Annotated in this window: 14 protein-coding genes; 4 read left to right on the forward strand and 10 right to left on the reverse strand. The window is 62.0% G+C overall.

Features of this window, described 5'->3' with window-relative positions; genetic code table 11:
- Window positions 1–8: 8 nt before the first annotated feature.
- Together argC and NWI_RS08625 are read right to left on the reverse strand one after the other, a co-directional pair.
- Window positions 9–1,037 (reverse strand): N-acetyl-gamma-glutamyl-phosphate reductase, encoded by a 1,029-nt coding sequence (gene argC / locus NWI_RS08620; protein ID WP_011314911.1) that lies wholly within the window; start codon window positions 1,035–1,037, stop codon window positions 9–11.
- Window positions 1,038–1,121: 84 nt separating this feature from the next.
- Entirely contained in the window at window positions 1,122–1,652 is a 531-nt protein-coding gene (locus NWI_RS08625) for a DedA family protein (protein WP_011314912.1), read from the reverse strand.
- Between the two features lie 182 nt (window positions 1,653–1,834).
- Here NWI_RS08625 and parE point away from each other — a divergent pair, with 182 nt between their 5' ends.
- Both parE and NWI_RS08635 read left to right on the forward strand, forming a co-directional pair.
- Complete coding sequence (parE, locus tag NWI_RS08630; RefSeq protein ID WP_011314913.1) at window positions 1,835–3,892, forward strand: DNA topoisomerase IV subunit B; 2,058 nt, start codon at window positions 1,835–1,837, stop codon at window positions 3,890–3,892.
- 134 nt (window positions 3,893–4,026) lie between these two features.
- Complete coding sequence (locus NWI_RS08635) at window positions 4,027–4,437, forward strand: VOC family protein (protein WP_011314914.1); 411 nt, start codon at window positions 4,027–4,029, stop codon at window positions 4,435–4,437.
- A 38-nt stretch (window positions 4,438–4,475) separates the two neighbouring features.
- Here NWI_RS08635 and NWI_RS08640 read toward each other — a convergent pair whose 3' ends face one another.
- Window positions 4,476–5,735 carry an FAD-dependent oxidoreductase gene (locus tag NWI_RS08640; protein ID WP_011314915.1) on the reverse strand — a complete coding sequence of 420 codons (1,260 nt, stop codon included), beginning with the start codon at window positions 5,733–5,735 and terminating at the stop codon, window positions 4,476–4,478.
- A 26-nt stretch (window positions 5,736–5,761) separates the two neighbouring features.
- Complete coding sequence (locus NWI_RS08645) at window positions 5,762–7,261, reverse strand: caspase family protein (RefSeq protein WP_011314916.1); 1,500 nt, start codon at window positions 7,259–7,261, stop codon at window positions 5,762–5,764.
- Between the two features lie 356 nt (window positions 7,262–7,617).
- On the opposite strand from NWI_RS08645, the gene NWI_RS08650 reads away from it, so the two are divergent.
- Window positions 7,618–9,069, forward strand: coding sequence for a DEAD/DEAH box helicase (locus NWI_RS08650; RefSeq protein ID WP_011314917.1), 1,452 nt, complete (start codon window positions 7,618–7,620; stop codon window positions 9,067–9,069).
- Between the two features lie 183 nt (window positions 9,070–9,252).
- Window positions 9,253–10,287: a GGDEF domain-containing protein gene (locus NWI_RS08655; RefSeq protein WP_041345552.1), complete on the forward strand. Its 1,035-nt coding sequence runs from the start codon at window positions 9,253–9,255 to the stop codon at window positions 10,285–10,287.
- A 275-nt stretch (window positions 10,288–10,562) separates the two neighbouring features.
- Here NWI_RS08655 and NWI_RS08660 read toward each other — a convergent pair whose 3' ends face one another.
- The 6 genes from NWI_RS08660 to sufB all read right to left on the reverse strand — a co-directional run bounded on the left by NWI_RS08660 (window position 10,563) and on the right by sufB (window position 16,572).
- On the reverse strand, window positions 10,563–10,967 hold the full coding sequence (locus tag NWI_RS08660; protein WP_011314919.1) for a HesB/IscA family protein: 405 nt from the start codon (window positions 10,965–10,967) through the stop codon (window positions 10,563–10,565).
- Window positions 10,968–11,025: 58 nt separating this feature from the next.
- Window positions 11,026–11,406 (reverse strand): iron-sulfur cluster assembly protein, encoded by a 381-nt coding sequence (locus NWI_RS08665; RefSeq protein WP_011314920.1) that lies wholly within the window; start codon window positions 11,404–11,406, stop codon window positions 11,026–11,028.
- Entirely contained in the window at window positions 11,403–12,647 is a 1,245-nt protein-coding gene (locus NWI_RS08670) for a cysteine desulfurase (protein ID WP_011314921.1), read from the reverse strand. The genes NWI_RS08665 and NWI_RS08670 overlap by 4 nt, the downstream gene beginning before the upstream one ends.
- 164 nt (window positions 12,648–12,811) lie before the next feature.
- Window positions 12,812–14,134 (reverse strand): Fe-S cluster assembly protein SufD, encoded by a 1,323-nt coding sequence (sufD, locus tag NWI_RS08675; protein WP_011314922.1) that lies wholly within the window; start codon window positions 14,132–14,134, stop codon window positions 12,812–12,814.
- Window positions 14,135–14,197: 63 nt separating this feature from the next.
- Complete coding sequence (gene sufC / locus NWI_RS08680; RefSeq protein WP_011314923.1) at window positions 14,198–14,947, reverse strand: Fe-S cluster assembly ATPase SufC; 750 nt, start codon at window positions 14,945–14,947, stop codon at window positions 14,198–14,200.
- Window positions 14,948–15,090: 143 nt separating this feature from the next.
- A complete protein-coding gene (gene sufB / locus NWI_RS08685) occupies window positions 15,091–16,572 on the reverse strand; it encodes a Fe-S cluster assembly protein SufB (RefSeq protein ID WP_011314924.1) in 1,482 nt (493 codons plus the stop codon).
- Between the last annotated feature and the right edge of the window lie 22 nt (window positions 16,573–16,594).

Here is a 16,594-nt window from a genome sequence, read left to right on the forward strand (position 1 = left end):
TGATTCAATCAAACCTCATTCCACTCTTGCTCCGTCGGGGTCGCCGCGTCGTCCCTGTCGGGCAATCCCAGCATCAGCCGCATGTTCTGCACCGCCGCGCCGGATGCGCCCTTGCCCAGATTGTCGAGCCGCGCCACCAGCACGGCCTGCCGGTGCCTGTCGGTCGCGAAAACATGCAGTTCAAGCCTGTTGCTCCCGTTCAGCGCTTCCGGCTCGATCCGGCCGCTTTTCGCGGCAGCATTGTCGAGCGGCATCACCGAGACATAGGTGCTGCCCGCGTAACGCTTCGCCAGTGTCGCATGAAGCGTGGCGCCGTCGGGTTGCCCCGGCAGCGTATCCAGATGCAGCGGGATCGAGACCAGCATGCCCTGCCGGTAGTCGCCGACCGACGGCGCGAAGATCGGCCGCCGTGTCAGGTTCGCGTATTTCTGCGTTTCCGGCAGGTGCTTGTGCTCGAAGCCAAGTCCGTAAAGCTCGAATGCGGGCGCGGCACCCTTCTCGAAACTTTCGATCATGGATTTGCCGCCGCCGGAATAGCCGCTCACCGCATTGATGGTGACGGGATAGTCCGGCGGGATCAGCCCGGCATCGGTCAGCGGCCGCAGCAAGGCGATCGATCCGGTCGGATAGCAGCCGGGATTCGCAACCTTGCGCGCCGCCTTGATCCTGTCCGCCTGATCCGGCGTCAGCTCCGGAAAACCGTAGGTCCAGTCCGAAGCGACGCGGAACGCCGTCGAGGCGTCCAGCACTTTCGGCGCGTCAGCGCCCATGCCGTCGATCAGGGCGACGGTTTCCTTCGCCGCTTCGTCGGGCAGACAGAGGATCACCAGATCGACTTCCGCCATCAGCGCGCGCTTGGCGGCCGGATCCTTTCGCTTGTCGTCGGAAAGGCTTTTGACGACGACGTCGCCTTGCCGATCAAGCCGCTGGCGGATTTCGAGGCCGGTCGTTCCCGACGCGCCATCGACGAACACTGTCGGCTTGCCCGCCGCGCCGCTGCTTGAAACGCCTTTCATCGTGGTGTCTGCGCTGGTCATGACCTCATCCTATAGCGTTTTCGAGCGAAGCATGTCCTCGGCCTTGACCCGGGGATGTCGGCGCAAGGCATTTCGCAGGGGTGATCAAGTCGCCCGCCAGAGCCATTGCACGAACTGCGAGGTCAGGTCGCCAAAAAACAGCAGCACCGCCGACCAGATCAGCGCGGACGTCCAGTTGGCGAACTGAAATCGCAACGACGGCATTTCGAAGATGCCAGCGGCAAGCGGCACAGTGGCGCGCAGCGGTCCGAAGAATCGCCCGATATAGATCGAGGGAACGCCCCACTTTTCGACGAAGGCGATGCCTCGCGGCAAGAGGCCTGGATGCCGCGAAAGCGGCCAGATCGAGGCGACCTGATCCTTGAAGGTGAAGCCGATCCAGTAGGACACCCAGTCGCCGAGCGCCGCGCCGATCGCCCCGGCCAACCAAACGGGCCAGAAATTGATCTGTCCCGGTCCCATCATCGCTCCGATCGCCACCAGAATCCCCCAGGCGGGGATCAGCAGCGAGACGAAGGCGATCGATTCGCCGAAGGCGAGCAGCAGCACGACGGGAGCGGCCCAAACCTGATGGTCGCGCACGAAGTCGACCAGGCTGCGTGCGACATCTTCCATTCCCAAACGCCTCTCATCGGATTTCGGCGGCGAGGAAACCCTTTCGCCGCCCGTCCCTCGCAGGTAAGCCACCCTCGCCCGGAGACTTCAAGTCACAAAGGCGCGGACGGCACGAAACCAGCGTGGCATAGTCGGGGCAGCCGATTCGTTCGCACGCAGCTTTATGCAATATCTAAGTAATTATGGTCAAATCACTGAAATCGAACATTAAAAAGAAACAAGCTGACGACCTTTTCGCGGCTTCGGAAACCAAGGGCCGGTCCTCCGCGAGGGCCCCAGGCCGGGCATCGGGAGCCGAGGCGGACTATACCGCCGCCGACATCGAGGTGCTGGAGGGACTTGAGCCGGTCCGCCGCCGCCCCGGAATGTATATCGGCGGCACCGACGAGAAGGCGCTGCATCATCTGTTCGCCGAGGTGATCGACAACGCCATGGACGAGGCGCTGGCCGGCCACGCCACCTTCATCGTGGTGGAGCTTGCCGCTGACGGCTTCCTCACCGTCACCGACAACGGGCGCGGCATCCCGGTCGATCCGCACCCGAAATTCCCGAAGAAATCGGCGCTTGAAGTCATCATGTGCACGCTGCATTCGGGCGGCAAGTTCGACTCCAAGGTGTATGAAACCTCCGGCGGCCTGCACGGCGTCGGCGTTTCCGTGGTCAACGCCCTCTCCTCGCACCTCGAAGTGGAAGTGGCGCGCAGCCAGAACCTCTACAGGATGACCTTCGAGCGCGGCCACCCCAAGGGCAAGCTCGAGGACCTCGGCAGGATAGCCAACCGCCGCGGCACCACCATTCGTTTCAAGCCGGACACTGAAATCTTCGGGGCGAAGGCCGCGTTCAAGCCGCAGCGCCTGTTCAAGATGACGCGCTCGAAGGCCTACCTGTTCGGCGGCGTCGAAATCCGCTGGCGGTGCGCGCCGGAACTGCTCAAGGGCCTCGAGGATCTTCCTCCGGAAGCGACGTTCCACTTCCCCGGCGGCCTGAAAGACTACCTTGCCGCGGCGATCCACAAGGACACGCTGGTCCATCCGGATATCTTCTCTGGCAGATCGGGCCGCAACGGCGCGCACGGCGCCTGCGAATGGGCGGTGGCATGGACCGCGGATGCCGACGGATTCCTGTCCTCCTACTGCAACACGGTGCCGACGCCCGACGGCGGCACCCATGAGTCGGGCTTGCGCAGCGCGCTGCTGCGCGGGCTGAAGGATCATGCCGAGCGCGTCGGCCAGGGCAAGCGCGCGGGCAGCATCACGTCGGAGGATGTGATGGTGGGCGCCGCCGTGATGCTCAGCGTGTTCGTGCGCGAGCCTGAGTTTCAGGGCCAGACCAAGGACCGCCTCGCCACCGCCGAGGCGTCGCGGATCGTCGAGCAGGCGATCAAGGATCCGTTCGATCATTGGCTGTCCGGCAATCCGGCGCAGGCCAACAGGCTGCTCGACTTCGTGATCGAGCGCGCGGACGAGCGACTGCGCCGCCGCGCCGAGAAGGAAACCTCGCGCAAGAGCGCCGTGAAGAAGCTTCGGCTGCCCGGCAAGCTTGCCGACTGCACCAACACCGCGACGGAAGGCTCGGAGCTGTTCATCGTCGAGGGCGACTCGGCCGGCGGCAGCGCCAAGCAGGCGCGCGATCGCAAGACCCAGGCCGTGCTGCCTTTGCGCGGCAAAATCCTCAACGTCGTATCCGCGACGCGGGACAAGGTCACAGCCAACGCCCAGTTGGCGGATCTCATCCAGGCGCTGGGCTGCGGCACCGGGACCAACTACCGCGAGGAGGATCTGCGCTATTCACGCGTCATCATCATGACCGACGCCGATGTCGATGGCGCCCATATCGCCTCGCTGCTGATTACGTTCTTCTACCGGCAGATGCCTCGCCTGATCGACGAGGGTCACCTCTACCTCGCGGTACCCCCGCTTTATCGCCTCACCCACGGCAGCAAGACGGTCTACGCCCGCGACGAGGCCCACAAGGATGCGCTGCTCAAGAGCGAGTTCAACGCCAACGCCAAGGTCGATGTCGGCCGGTTCAAAGGGCTGGGCGAGATGATGCCGGCGCAGCTCAAGGAAACCACGATGGATCCCGCCAAGCGCACGATGCTGCGGGTCATGCTGCTTGCGGAAGATCGCGAGGACACGGCGGATTCAGTCGAGCGGTTGATGGGCACCAAGGCGGAGGCGCGCTTCGCCTTCATTTCGGACAAGGCTGTATTCGCCAGCGAGGACATGCTGGACGTTTAAGCCCTCTCCTGTCCCAAGCCCTCTCCTTCCCAAGGGTGCGCCTATCTGAAGCATGGGCCAAGTAGTTGACTGGATTCCGGTGCCAAGTTGCGGTCATAATCACAGACGACTTCAACGGCAGGGAGGCTAGGACAATGGGTTCAACCGTGATTCCCGCGATGCGCTATCGCGATCCGCACAAAATGATCGACTGGTTGTGCGAGACCTTCGGCTTTGCCCGCAAATCCGTCCATGACGACGGCAATGGCGGTGTGGCCCATGCCGAACTTACGCTTGGCGAAGGCATGATCATGCTGGGCTCTGCGCGCGACGACGATTTCGCCAAGGTTCAGAAGCCGGCCACCACCGACCACCTGGTCACTCAGAGCGCCTATATCGTGGTGCCGGATGCCGACGCCGTCTATTCCAGGGCCAAGGCCAACGGCGCCATCATCGTTCTTGAGATTTCCGACAAGGACTATGGAGGACGCGAGTTCACCTGCCGCGATCCCGAGGGCCAGGTCTGGAGCTTCGGCACCTATAGTCCGTGGGCCCAGAGCAACTAAAGGTTGAGGGTCGGTCGAAATTCTCTCTGACTGGATAGTTACGATCGAGCTTCCGACAGTCCCGCCTCCTCTGAGCGCACATGCTCGGGCCGCACCCCGACGGCAATGAAGCGCGCGGTCAATCCTTGCAGGAAGGGGACAGCATTGACGACACGCGCGAATAGCGGCGGCTTGAACGGGCCTTCGCCCGGCTTGAGCGCCGCGCTGACGATGTTGTTCTGGACCGTCACCTGCATCGCCTGCGTCATACGCATCGGGAATTCGCGGCGGCGTTGAACCTCGGCGAGATCGTGCTCGCTCACGCCGCCGCGCTTGAGCTTTCCCGCCAGATGATTGGCTGCCGCGACCGCATCCTGGATCGCGATATTGACGCCGACGCCGCCGATCGGCGACATGGCGTGCGCGGCGTCGCCGATGCAGAGCAGTCCTGGCCGTGTCCATCGCTTGAGGCGATTGACGGCGACGGTGAGCAGCTTGACGTCGTCCCAGCTTTTGACGTCAGCGATGCCCGACTTCAGGATCGGTGCAAGCGAAACGACGTCGGAGCGAAACGATTCAAGGCCCCTCGCCTTCACGGCGTCATGCTGTCCCTTGGGAATGACATAGGCGCATTGCCAGTAGGTGCCGCGATCCAGCGTCACCATCATTTTGCCCGCCTCGATGCGGGCGAGGATACTTTCCGTTTCGGTGGATTTGCCGGCGCGAAACCAGAGCACGTCCATCGGCGCGCCGATCTCCTCCACTTCGAGGCCCGCGCTCGCCCGGAGGACGGAATGCCGGCCGTCGCAGGCGACCGTAAGATCGGCCATGATCTCGAAGGCGCCGTCGGCATCTTCCGCATGAACGCCGATCACCGTATCGCCGTCCTGAACAAGGCCCTTCCCCTCGGTCCCCATCATCAGCTTGAGATTCGGATATCGACGGCCCTTCTCGCGCAGAAAATTAAGGAAGTCCCACTGCGGCATGAAAGCGATGAACGGATATCTGGCGCCGGTCCGGCTGATGTCCCCGATCCGCAATCGCCTCCCGCCGAAATGGGCGTCGAGCTTTTGCAGCTTGTCGTGCGGGACTTTCAGGAAATCGTCGATCAGGCCCAGCTCGTCCATCACCTGCATGGTCGAGGGATGCACGGTGTCTCCGCGGAAGTCGCGGAAGAAATCCGCGTGTTTTTCGAGCACGACAACATCGACACCGGCCCGCGCGAGCAGGTAGCCGAGCATCATGCCCGCGGGTCCGCCGCCGACGATGCAGCAGCGCGTGGACATCGAGCGTTGTTGGCGCGGACTGGCTGCATCCATCGGTGGAGCCTTTCAAGTCGAAAAAATCAGCGCCGGAAGCTCTTGATCTCCGATACGCTGCCGTCGCGATAGGTCAACTCAACGGATACGGTTTTCGTTGCAGGCGGCAATTTCAGATACGGTGTGGCATTGCTCGGGATCGCCACGGGGTCACGCGGATCACAGGGGGGCATCTTGAGCGTTCGGTCCGGCACCGACGAGTCGATACCGATTTTCACTTCGCGGATCGCGCAGCGATACGACATCAGATGCGTATAATAGACAAGCAACCCGTTGAACTGGCGAAACGACAGCCAGCTTGTCGCGGTCATGTCGAGAATTTTTCGCTGATCGCGAATGAGTGCTGCGTCCGGATCGAACCGGATGGGAAACGGTCCCTTCATCTCGCCATTGGCGTCGACATAGCGCATCTGAATTGTCGCGGCCGGCGCATCGGCAGGGAGTTCGATGGCCGGATTCGGCATCCGCTTGCGGGTTCGCTGGTCGAGCGTGTCGAGGAAGCCGGTTTCCTTGAACTCGCCGTTCTCGTCCATGCGCCAGGAAATCCCGAGCGCGGGGTCGGCGATTGAGAACACCACGGTCCATCCGCCGTTGTGGCGGGAGAAATTCGCGATGGGCGCGTTGAGGGCTTCGTTCGAGGGCGGCTTCAGCGGCGCGACAGGGGTTAGCGCCGCAATCTTCGGCGCGGGTTCGGTCGGAGCCGGTTTCGGCTGCGCCGCCTTGGCCAGGCCGTTCAGGAACACATCGTCGACCATCTGGTCGAAATAGACCGGCACCTGCTTGTGTCTTACGGTATCGGCCATTTCGCTGACAATGCGGCGGGTTCGCTGCGCCACCCGCACCATGTTCTCTCCGGGCTGCAGCAACTCCTTGGCGAAGATGCGGGTGAAAACCGAATTCGGATTGCTGTCGTTGTCCGACAGGCGATCGAGCGCGGTCTGGCGCGGCCCGGCTGAAAATACCGAGAACACGCCTTCCGGCAATTCAATCATCGGCGCCAGTCCCGCGCCGCCCGCGACCGCGCGGGTGCCCTTGCGTTCGAAAGGATTGTTGCGGCAGGCATCGAGCACGAGGATCGAGGTGCGGGCCTTCCTGTTCTGGAGCCGCTCGACGATGCGATCGGCAAGGATCGAGGCGTCGCGCACCAGCTCCTCCTGCCCTTCGGTGGCGGCCGGAACGTCGGTCGGCAACAGATAGTTTTGCCCCGCGATCTCGAAGCCGTGACCGGCGTAGAAGAAAAACGCGGTATCGCCGGCCTCGATCTGCCGATCGAACGCCAGCAGCGTCCGGCTGAAATCCTGGCGGGTCTGGTTTTCCGCCACCATCACGCTGAAGCCGAGTTGCCTCAGCGTGTCGCCCATGGTGCGGGCGTCGTTGACGGCCTTCTGAAGTTTCGGGACGTTCCTGTAGTCGTTGTTCCCGATCACCAGCGCCACGCGCTTGGCTGCCAGCGCCGGACCTGCCAGCATCGCCAGCGCACATACGATTCCCGCCAAAGCGGTGCGTCCGACTGAAATTCCCCTCATCCCAACCTTCTCGTCCGCCGCTCCGCGATAAACCCACCCGTAAATTGTCTCATGCCATAGTCGACATGCCGGGCGCTGCGGTTCAACCCCCACCGACGGGTTCAAAGCGGGTTCCGTTTAGCTGAATTCAACGAAGCGTCCGGATTTCTCGCTGTTCAGGCTGTTTCTTACATTGACTTTGCGCATTTCGCCCCTATGTTTTGGCGTAACGCGGCCCGGATTCGAAAACGATTCAACGGTGAGCCGCCCGTCAGCGTAAGACAGACCCCCCTTCGCTTATCAAGCACGCCGTTAAGGGGGCGAGCGCGACAGCCTTATATCCTCGATTCCGAACGGCGGTGTCGATCAGAGGCTCAATGTCTTTTTCCCATCTCGGTTTGTCCGACAAGGTGCTCGCCGCCGTTGCGGCTGCAGGTTATACTTCCCCCACTCCCATTCAGGATCAGGCCATCCCCCACGTGCTGGCGCGCCGCGATGTCCTTGGCATCGCCCAGACCGGCACCGGCAAGACGGCAGCCTTCGTCCTGCCCATGCTGACATTGCTGGAGAAAGGTCGCGCCCGGGCGCGAATGCCCCGTACGCTGATCCTGGAGCCGACCCGCGAACTCGCGGCTCAGGTCAAGGAACAGTTCGACAAGTACGGCGCCGGCCAGAAGCTCAACGTGGCGCTTCTGATCGGCGGCGTTTCCTTCGGCGATCAGGATCTGAAGCTGACCCGCGGCGTCGACGTGCTGATCGCAACTCCGGGCCGCCTGCTTGATCACACCGAACGCGGCGGCCTGCTGCTCACCGGGGTCGAACTGCTGGTGATCGACGAAGCGGACCGAATGCTGGACATGGGTTTCATTCCCGATATCGAGCGCATCTGCAAGCTGGTGCCGTTCACGCGGCAGACCCTCTTCTTCACCGCGACGATGCCCAACGAGATCCGTCGCGTCACGGATACCTTCCTGCATAATCCCGAAAAGATCGAGGTTTCCAGGCCGGCGACCACGGCGGCGACCGTGGCGCAATCGCAGGTCAGCTGTAGCCGCGAACCGCATGAGAAGCGTGAACTGCTGCGCCGCCTGCTGCGCGAAGCCAAGGAACTCAAGAACGCCATCATCTTCTGCAACCGCAAGCGCGACGTCGCCATTGTTTGCAAATCGCTTCAGAAGCATGGCTTCAGCGCCGGCGCCCTTCACGGCGATATGGATCAGTCGGCGCGGACCGCATCGCTCGATCAATTCCGCAAGGGTGAACTGCCGCTGCTTGTCGCTTCCGACGTGGCCGCCCGCGGACTCGACATTCCCGAAGTCAGCCACGTCCTCAACTTCGATGTCCCCTACCATCCCGACGACTACGTGCATCGCATCGGCCGTACCGGCCGTGCCGGACGCACCGGCACCGCGATCACGATCGTCTGTCCGGCGGATTTCAAGTCACTCGCGGCTATCGAGAAGCTGACCGGTCAGGCCATACCCCAGGCAGACCTTCCCGGCCATGATGCCAGCGCCAATGAAGCCGTTGTAGAAGCTGGCGCTCCTGCCGCGGCTGCGGCGGGACGGTCTTCGCGATCCCGCTCCGCACCCGACAAGGGCGGCGAGAGCTATGCGCGTGGCGGAAAGCGCGAAAGCCGCAAACCGCGCCGTTCCGGAGGCGACCACCAGAGACACGAGGCTCCTGCTGTGACGGCGGCAGCATCCAAGGCCGCGCCGCCCCCCTCGATCGGGCGCACGCTCGCACCACGCCGGGAGGCGGTCTCCGAACCGGGGGACCACTCACACCTGCCGGCTTTTTTGCTTCGCCCCATCCGCGCCCGCGGTTGAGCCTTTCGGCCGGCGCGGTTCTGCACCGGCCCATCAAAGACGCTGTTTACGTTTACCGCGCGTAAACTCCCTGTTGCTAACTTCAATCGATATTTACGTTGATATTTGCCGTTTAGGACGACGATCACGTGAATCGTCGGCAGGACCGCATCAGTGGTTGAGCTGAACGAACATGAACGCACCATGGCGTTCGCCGAGGTGGCGCTCGGCCAGATCCGTTCGCTGCGTCAGGCCGCGGTGCCGCGCAATTATGAAGTCTGGTACGTCTACGCCGCCGGATATAACTGCTCCCTCAACAGGACCATCAACGAGACGCTGGCGCGCAACGGAACGCTGAGCGACGTTGATCTCGAGCAGATCTACGATACCTATCTTTCTCCGATCAGGACGACCGAACGCATCGACAAGGTTGGCGCGCGGGTGATCAACGAAATCGACGAGGTGATACTTCTTATTACCGGCGCGCGCAGCATGGCGGCCGGTTTTGGAGACAGCTTGAGAGAAGCCGCCAGGCAGCTTGGCGCCGCCGGCAGTCATGCGCAGATCAAGTCGGTCATCGCGGCGTTGATGACATCAACCCTCGACATGCAGGAAGCCAACAAGGTTCTGGAGGACCGGCTGGAGCTCTCGAAGGTCGAGATCAATAACCTTCAGCATAGTCTTGAGGCCATCAGAGCTGAAAGTATGACGGATCCGCTCACCGGTCTCGGCAACCGAAAGTATTTCGATCGAGCCGTGGCCGACGCCGTGGCGCTGGCAATGAGCGAAGGCGAGCCGCTGTCGCTTCTGATGTTCGACATCGACCATTTCAAGTCGTTCAACGACAACTACGGACACCTGACCGGCGACCAAGTCCTGCGGCTGGTCGCGATGTCATTGAAGCAGAACATCAAGGGGCAGGACATCACCGCTCGTTACGGCGGTGAAGAATTCGCGGTCGTGCTGCCGAGCACCGCGCTGAAACAGGCGCTGACGGTCGCGGATCATATCCGGCGCGCCGTGATGGCCAAGGAGCTGAAGAAAAAATCGACCGGCGAGATCCTGGGCCGCGTCACCATCTCGATCGGCGTCTCGATGCTTCGCCCCGGCGATACTCCGGACTCACTGATGGAGCGCGCCGATGCCTGCCTGTACGCAGCCAAGCGTGGCGGCCGCAACCGCGCTATTTGCGAGACCGATCCGGAATACTTCGCTGGCGCTGAGACTCGCGTGGCATGAGGCTCTGCCCTCGCCCATGAACGGCGTCGCTTTCGCTCGCCTATGGTCTTCCGGCCATCTACGTCCTCGTTCCGGCCACGTCCTCAGGATGCCGTGACAAGTACGGTCATGAATGACGGATCCGGTTGAATCAGTCGCACCCGATAGTGTTTTCGAGCGAACCGGCCACGCTCTAGAACCTTTTCGCTTCTTATGGAATCAGAAGCGAGGCTGTATAATCTTGATTTAACGCGTTTTCTTCACGCGAACCGGTATCCACTTCGCTCGAAAACGCTCTAGCCGTCGATCTTGGCGGGCGTGAGCTGCACGGACTCACCGCAGCCGCAGGCTGACACCTGGTTCGGATTGTTGAAGACGAACTGGGCCTGCATCTTTTCGGCCTTGTAGTCCATTTCGGTGCCGAGCAGATACAGCACCGCTTTGGGGTCGACCAGAATCTTAACGCCCTTGTCTTCCACTACTTCGTCCGTCGGCCTGATATCGTGGGCGTATTCCACGGTGTAGGACTGACCTGCGCAGCCGCCATTCTTGATGCCCACCCGAAGGCCGACAATCTCTGAATCGGCTCGCGCCGCAAGTTCCTTGACTCTGGTCGCGGCGGCGTCAGTCAGCCGCATGACCTGCGGACGAGGCCGGGGTTTCGGCTTGGTTGCTGGTGTGCCTGGCGTCATGTCTGTCATCTGGTCAATCCTGACGGCAAATCAAGTCCGATCATAGCATCGGAGCGGATGGAATTCGTCACCACATATTGAGAACGGCGCGCGCCTCATCTGTCATCCGGTCGGGCACCCACTGCGGCTCCCAGACGATGTTGACATTGACCACCCCGACGCCGGGGACGCTCGCGACCGCGTTTTCCACCATAATCGGAAGTTCAGCCGCCGAAGGGCAGTTCGGCGTCGTCAGCGTCATCTCGACGTCGACAGCGCGATCATCCTTGATGTCAACCTTGTAGATCAGGCCGAGTTCATAAATGTCCGCGGGGATTTCCGGATCGAACACGGTCTTCAGCGCGGCCACGATGCCGGCGCCCATGCGCTCGGTTTCCTCCGCGGAAAGCGCGGAGCTGGTCTGCATGTGACAAGTCTTGTTTACAACCAGTTCGGCAGTGTCGCTCATGAGAACAACTCCCGGGCCTTGATCAGCGCCTGCGCCAGATGATCGATTTCCTCGCGCGTATTATACATGCCGAACGAAGCGCGGCAGGTCGCCGAAACATTGAAACGCTCTAAAAGCGGCATCACGCAATGCGTCCCGGCGCGAACCGCGATTCCGGCGCGGTCGATCACGGTCGCGACATCGTGTGGATGCGCGCCTTTCATCTCGAACGAGATCACCGGCCCCTTGTCGCGCGCGGTGCCGATGATGCGCAGCGAGTTGATCTCGCGCAGCCGCTCCTGGGCATAGGTCAGAAGATCGTGTTCGTGCGCTGCGATGCGTTCCTTCCCGATCGAATTGACGTAATCGATGGCGGCGCCAAGCCCGATCGACTCGACAATCGCGGGCGTGCCTGCCTCGAACTTGTGCGGTGGATCGCCGTAGGTGACCCAATCCTGCGCGACCTCGCGAATCATCTCGCCGCCGCCGTTGAAGGGACGCATGGAGACGAGATGGTCATGCTTCGCATACAGCGCGCCGATCCCGGTCGGGCCGTAGAGCTTGTGTCCGGTGAAGACATAGAAATCGCAGTCGATGTCCTGCACGTCGATCGCAAGGTGCACCGCGGCCTGGCTGCCGTCCACCAGCACCGGTATGTCGCGCGCATGAGCCAGCTTCACCACGTCCTTGACTGGAACGAGGGTGCCGAGCGCGTTGGACATCTGCGTGATGGCCACGAGCTTCGTCTTCGGCGTCAGCAGCTTCTCGAATTCCTCGATCAGGAAGTTGCCGTCGTCGTCGACGGGCGCCCACTTGATCACGGCGCCGTGGCGCTCGCGCAGGAAATGCCAGGGAACGATGTTGGAATGATGCTCCATGATGGAGAGCACGATCTCGTCGCCCGCCTTGATGTTCGGCTCGCCCCATGACGACGCCACGAGGTTGATCGCCTCGCTGGCGTTACGCGTAAAGATGATCTCTTCGGTCCGTCCTGCGTTCAAAAACCGGGCGACCCGCGCGCGGCCGCCTTCATAGGCTTCGGTTGCGGCGTTGGCGAGATAATGCAGCCCGCGATGAACGTTGGCGTACTCGGTCTTGTAAGCCTCAGCCATCCGGTCGAGCACCGCGTTCGGCTTCTGCGCCGAGGCGGCGTTGTCGAGATAGACCAGCGGTTTGCCATAAACCTTCATCGCCAGCGCCGGAAAATCCTCGCGCACGCGCATGACATCATAGGAACCGTTGGCGACCGCCGGATGGGTCATTTTCTCTTTATCTCTCTTGTCGTCATGCCCGGCCCTGTGCCGGGCATCCACCTCTTTGGTTCTTCCAGTCCCCTGCCCGCAAGACGTGGAAAGACCGGGTCATCTACGCCGAAACGTGCTGCGCGATTTAGCCCGGTCACGCCGGTGAGTCCCGGAATGCGCCTTCACCCTCGCGCCGCGAGCCACCGCTCGGCGGCCCCGATGACAACATCGCGCAAGCCATCATCAGCAACGGATTCGATCGCCTCGCCGACAAACGCCTGGATCAGAAGCGCCTGAGCTTCCTTTTCAGAAAGGCCGCGGGCGCGCAGATAGAACAGCAGGCTTTCGTCGAGTGCGCCGATCGTCGCGCCATGGCCACACGAGACGTCATCGGCGAAAATCTCAAGCTCGGGCTTGTTGTCGGCTTCCGCGCTATCGGACAGCAGCAAAGCCCGCGTCATCATCCTGCCGTCGGTCTTTTGCGCATCGGGCCGCACGATGATCTTGCCCTGGAATACCGAGTGCGCCTGATCGTCCAGAACGGCGCGGAACACCTCGTTGCTGCTGCAATGCGGCACGGCATGATCCAGCACCAGCGTCGTATCGCCATGCTGGCGGCCATTGAGCAGGTTAACGCCGTTCACGTCCGCATGGGACCCCTCGCCGCTGAACTTGATGAAGCCTTGATATCGGCTCACCGCGGCGCCGCTGGTGAGATTCAGCGAGTTGAACGTAGCTTTCGCGCCGATCGTCACGATCGCGGTCGAGATGTTGGCGGCATCCCTGGCATCCTCGACAAGGCGAACATGTTGCAGCACGGCGTCGTCGCCGACCCACAACACGACCGAGTCGTGAGCTTGATAGGCGGCGGCGCCCTCGGCCGCGACGAAACTTTCGACCAGCGTGGCTTGTGCGCCATTCGCCAGCCGCAGCGACGAACGCGTGAATGCCGCGGTGCTGGATTGAGTGGCGATATGAACGATATGCAGCGGTCTGGTCAGCTTCGCGTTCTCCGCCACGTCGATGACAATGCCATCCGTGGCCATCGCGGTATTGAGAGAGATCATCGTGTCGGATGCCGCCGTGGTGGTCAGCAGATCGGCGCGAGCGGCAACCTCGTTGTTCTCCAGAACTTCACGCAGCGCCCGCACCTCGACACCGTTCTCCGGCGTCTGATCGGATAGCTTCGGCGCGAATACCCCGTCCACCAGCACCAGCTTGTACGCGTCTCCCGCGCCATAGGCGGTGACGGCCTCGCCCGCGCGCGCCAATGCCGCCTGATCAGGCGCGGCGGCAAGCGGCGCAATCTCGCGCAACAGCGTGCGCAAGTCGGTATATTTCCATTCTTCAATGCGCCGGTACGGCAAACCCCGTCGGGCGAAATCGTCGAATGCGGCCTGCCGCGCTTCACTTACCGGACCGGATCCCGGCAGACGGTCACGCGCCGCGGCGAACAGCTCCCTGGTCGCGCGTTCCGTAGTCGGTTTTACCAATGCAACATCCATGATCAAATCCGTTCAGATCATTTTCGGCATGATCTCATCCGAAGCCGAAGGCCGTTTTTCGAGTTACGCTTCCTCGAATTGCGCATATCCGGACGCTTCGAGCTCCAGCGCCAGATCCTTGTTTCCGCTCTTCACGACGCGGCCCTTCGACATCACGTGTACGACATCGGGCACGATGTAATTGAGCAGCCGCTGGTAGTGTGTGATGACGACCATGGCGCGATCCGGTGATCGCAGCGCATTGACGCCGTCGGCCGCAACGCGAAGCGCGTCGATGTCCAGCCCGGAATCCATTTCGTCGAGGATGCAGAGGCTCGGCTCGAACAGCGCCATTTGCAGCACTTCGTTGCGCTTCTTCTCGCCGCCCGAAAAGCCGACATTGATGCCCCGGCGCAGCATGTCCTGCGGGATGTTCAGGGACGCGGCGACGTCACGCACCTTCTTCAGAAAATTCGGCGTCGAATATTCGCTCTCGCCGCGCGCCTTGCGCTGCGCGTTCAACGCGGTGCGCAGGAAGGTCATGGTGGCGACGCCGGGGATTTCCACGGGATACTGAAAAGCGAGAAAGACGCCTTTCGCCGCCCGCTCGTCCGGCTCCATCTCCAGCAGGTCCTCGCCCTTGAACAGGATCTGACCGCCGGTGACCTCGTAGCCGGGCTTGCCCGCGATGACATGGCTCAGCGTCGATTTGCCGGAGCCGTTCGGCCCCATGATCGCGTGGACTTCGCCCTTGTTCACGGTCAGCGACAGGCCGTGAAGAATTTCACGCTCCTCGACACGGACCTGCAGGTCTTTGACTTCAAGCAACGGCATCGTAGATCCTTCGCTATCGTTACGTCATCGCGAGGAGCGCGCTCGTGCGGCGAAGCAATCCGGCGTTTCCACCGGTGGATCGCTTCGCCCGGCGCAAAGCCGGCACAACAGCCAGCTTTGTAGCGAGCTCGCAGTGACGTGGGTTAACCCACACTTCCTTCGAGCGAGATCGAGATCAGCTTCTGAGCCTCGACCGCGAACTCCATCGGCAACTGCTGCAGCACGTCTCTCACGAAGCCGTTGACGACGAGGCCGACGGCTTCTTCCTGTGACAGTCCGCGCTGGACGCAATAGAACAGCACGTCTTCCGAAATCTTCGAGGTCGTCGCCTCATGCTCGAACAGCGCCGAGGTGTTCTTGGCCTCGATGTACGGCACCGTGTGAGCGCCGCATTTGTCGCCGATCAGAAGCGAGTCGCAGGCGGTGAAGTTGCGCGCGTTGGTCGCCTTGCGATGCGCGGTGACGAGACCGCGATAAGTGTTCTGCGACTTTCCTGCCGCGATGCCCTTGGAGATGATCCGGCTCGTGGTGTTCTTGCCGAGATGCAGCATCTTGGTGCCGCTGTCGACCTGCTGGTAGCCGTTGGAAATGGCTATCGAGTAGAACTCGCCGCGCGAGTTGTCGCCGCGCAGGATGCAGCTCGGATATTTCCAGGTGATGGCCGAGCCGGTCTCGACCTGGGTCCAGGAAATCTTCGAATTCGCGCCGCGGCAATCGCCGCGCTTGGTGACGAAGTTGAAGATGCCGCCCTTGCCCTCGGAATTGCCGGGATACCAGTTCTGCACCGTGGAATACTTGATCTCGGCGTCGTCGAGCGTGACCAGTTCGACCACGGCGGCGTGCAACTGGTTCTCGTCACGCTGCGGCGCCGTGCATCCCTCGAGATAGCTGACGTAGGAGCCCTTGTCGGCGATGATGAGCGTGCGCTCGAACTGGCCGGTGTTGCGCTCGTTGATGCGGAAGTAGGTCGACAGCTCCATCGGACAGCGAACACCGGGCGGGACATAGACGAACGAGCCGTCGGAGAACACCGCCGAGTTCAGCGTCGCGAAGAAATTGTCGGAGGTCGGCACCACGCTGCCGAGATACTGCTTCACCAGTTCCGGATGCTGCTGGATGGCGTGCGAGATCGGCATGAAGATCACGCCCGCTTTCTTCAGCTCCTCCTGAAACGTGGTCGCCACGGATACCGAGTCGAACACGGCATCGACCGCGACCTTGCGCTCTCCCTCGGGACGAACGACGCCTTCGAGCACCTCGACCTCGCGCAAGGGAATGCCGAGCTTCTCGTAGGTCTTCAGGATTTCCGGATCGATCTCGTCGAGCGAGGCGATCTCTTTCTTCGGCTTCGGCGCGGAATAATAATAAAGATCCTGATAGTCGATCTTCGGGTAGTCCACCCGCGCCCAGGTCGGCTCCTGCATGGTGAGCCAGCGGCGGTAGGCTTCAAGCCTCCACTCGAGCATCCATGCGGGCTCGTTCTTCTTCGCGGAAATGAACCGGATGGTGTCTTCGGACAGTCCCTTAGGGGCCTTCTCGGACTCGATGATGGTCTCGAATCCATACCGGTATTGATCGACGTCGATCTGGCGAACCCGATCGACCGTCTCTTGTACGGCTGCCATTCCTACCTCCGCTCGCGGTTTC

Source organism: Nitrobacter winogradskyi Nb-255, from assembly GCF_000012725.1.
GTDB lineage: Bacteria > Pseudomonadota > Alphaproteobacteria > Rhizobiales > Xanthobacteraceae > Nitrobacter > Nitrobacter winogradskyi.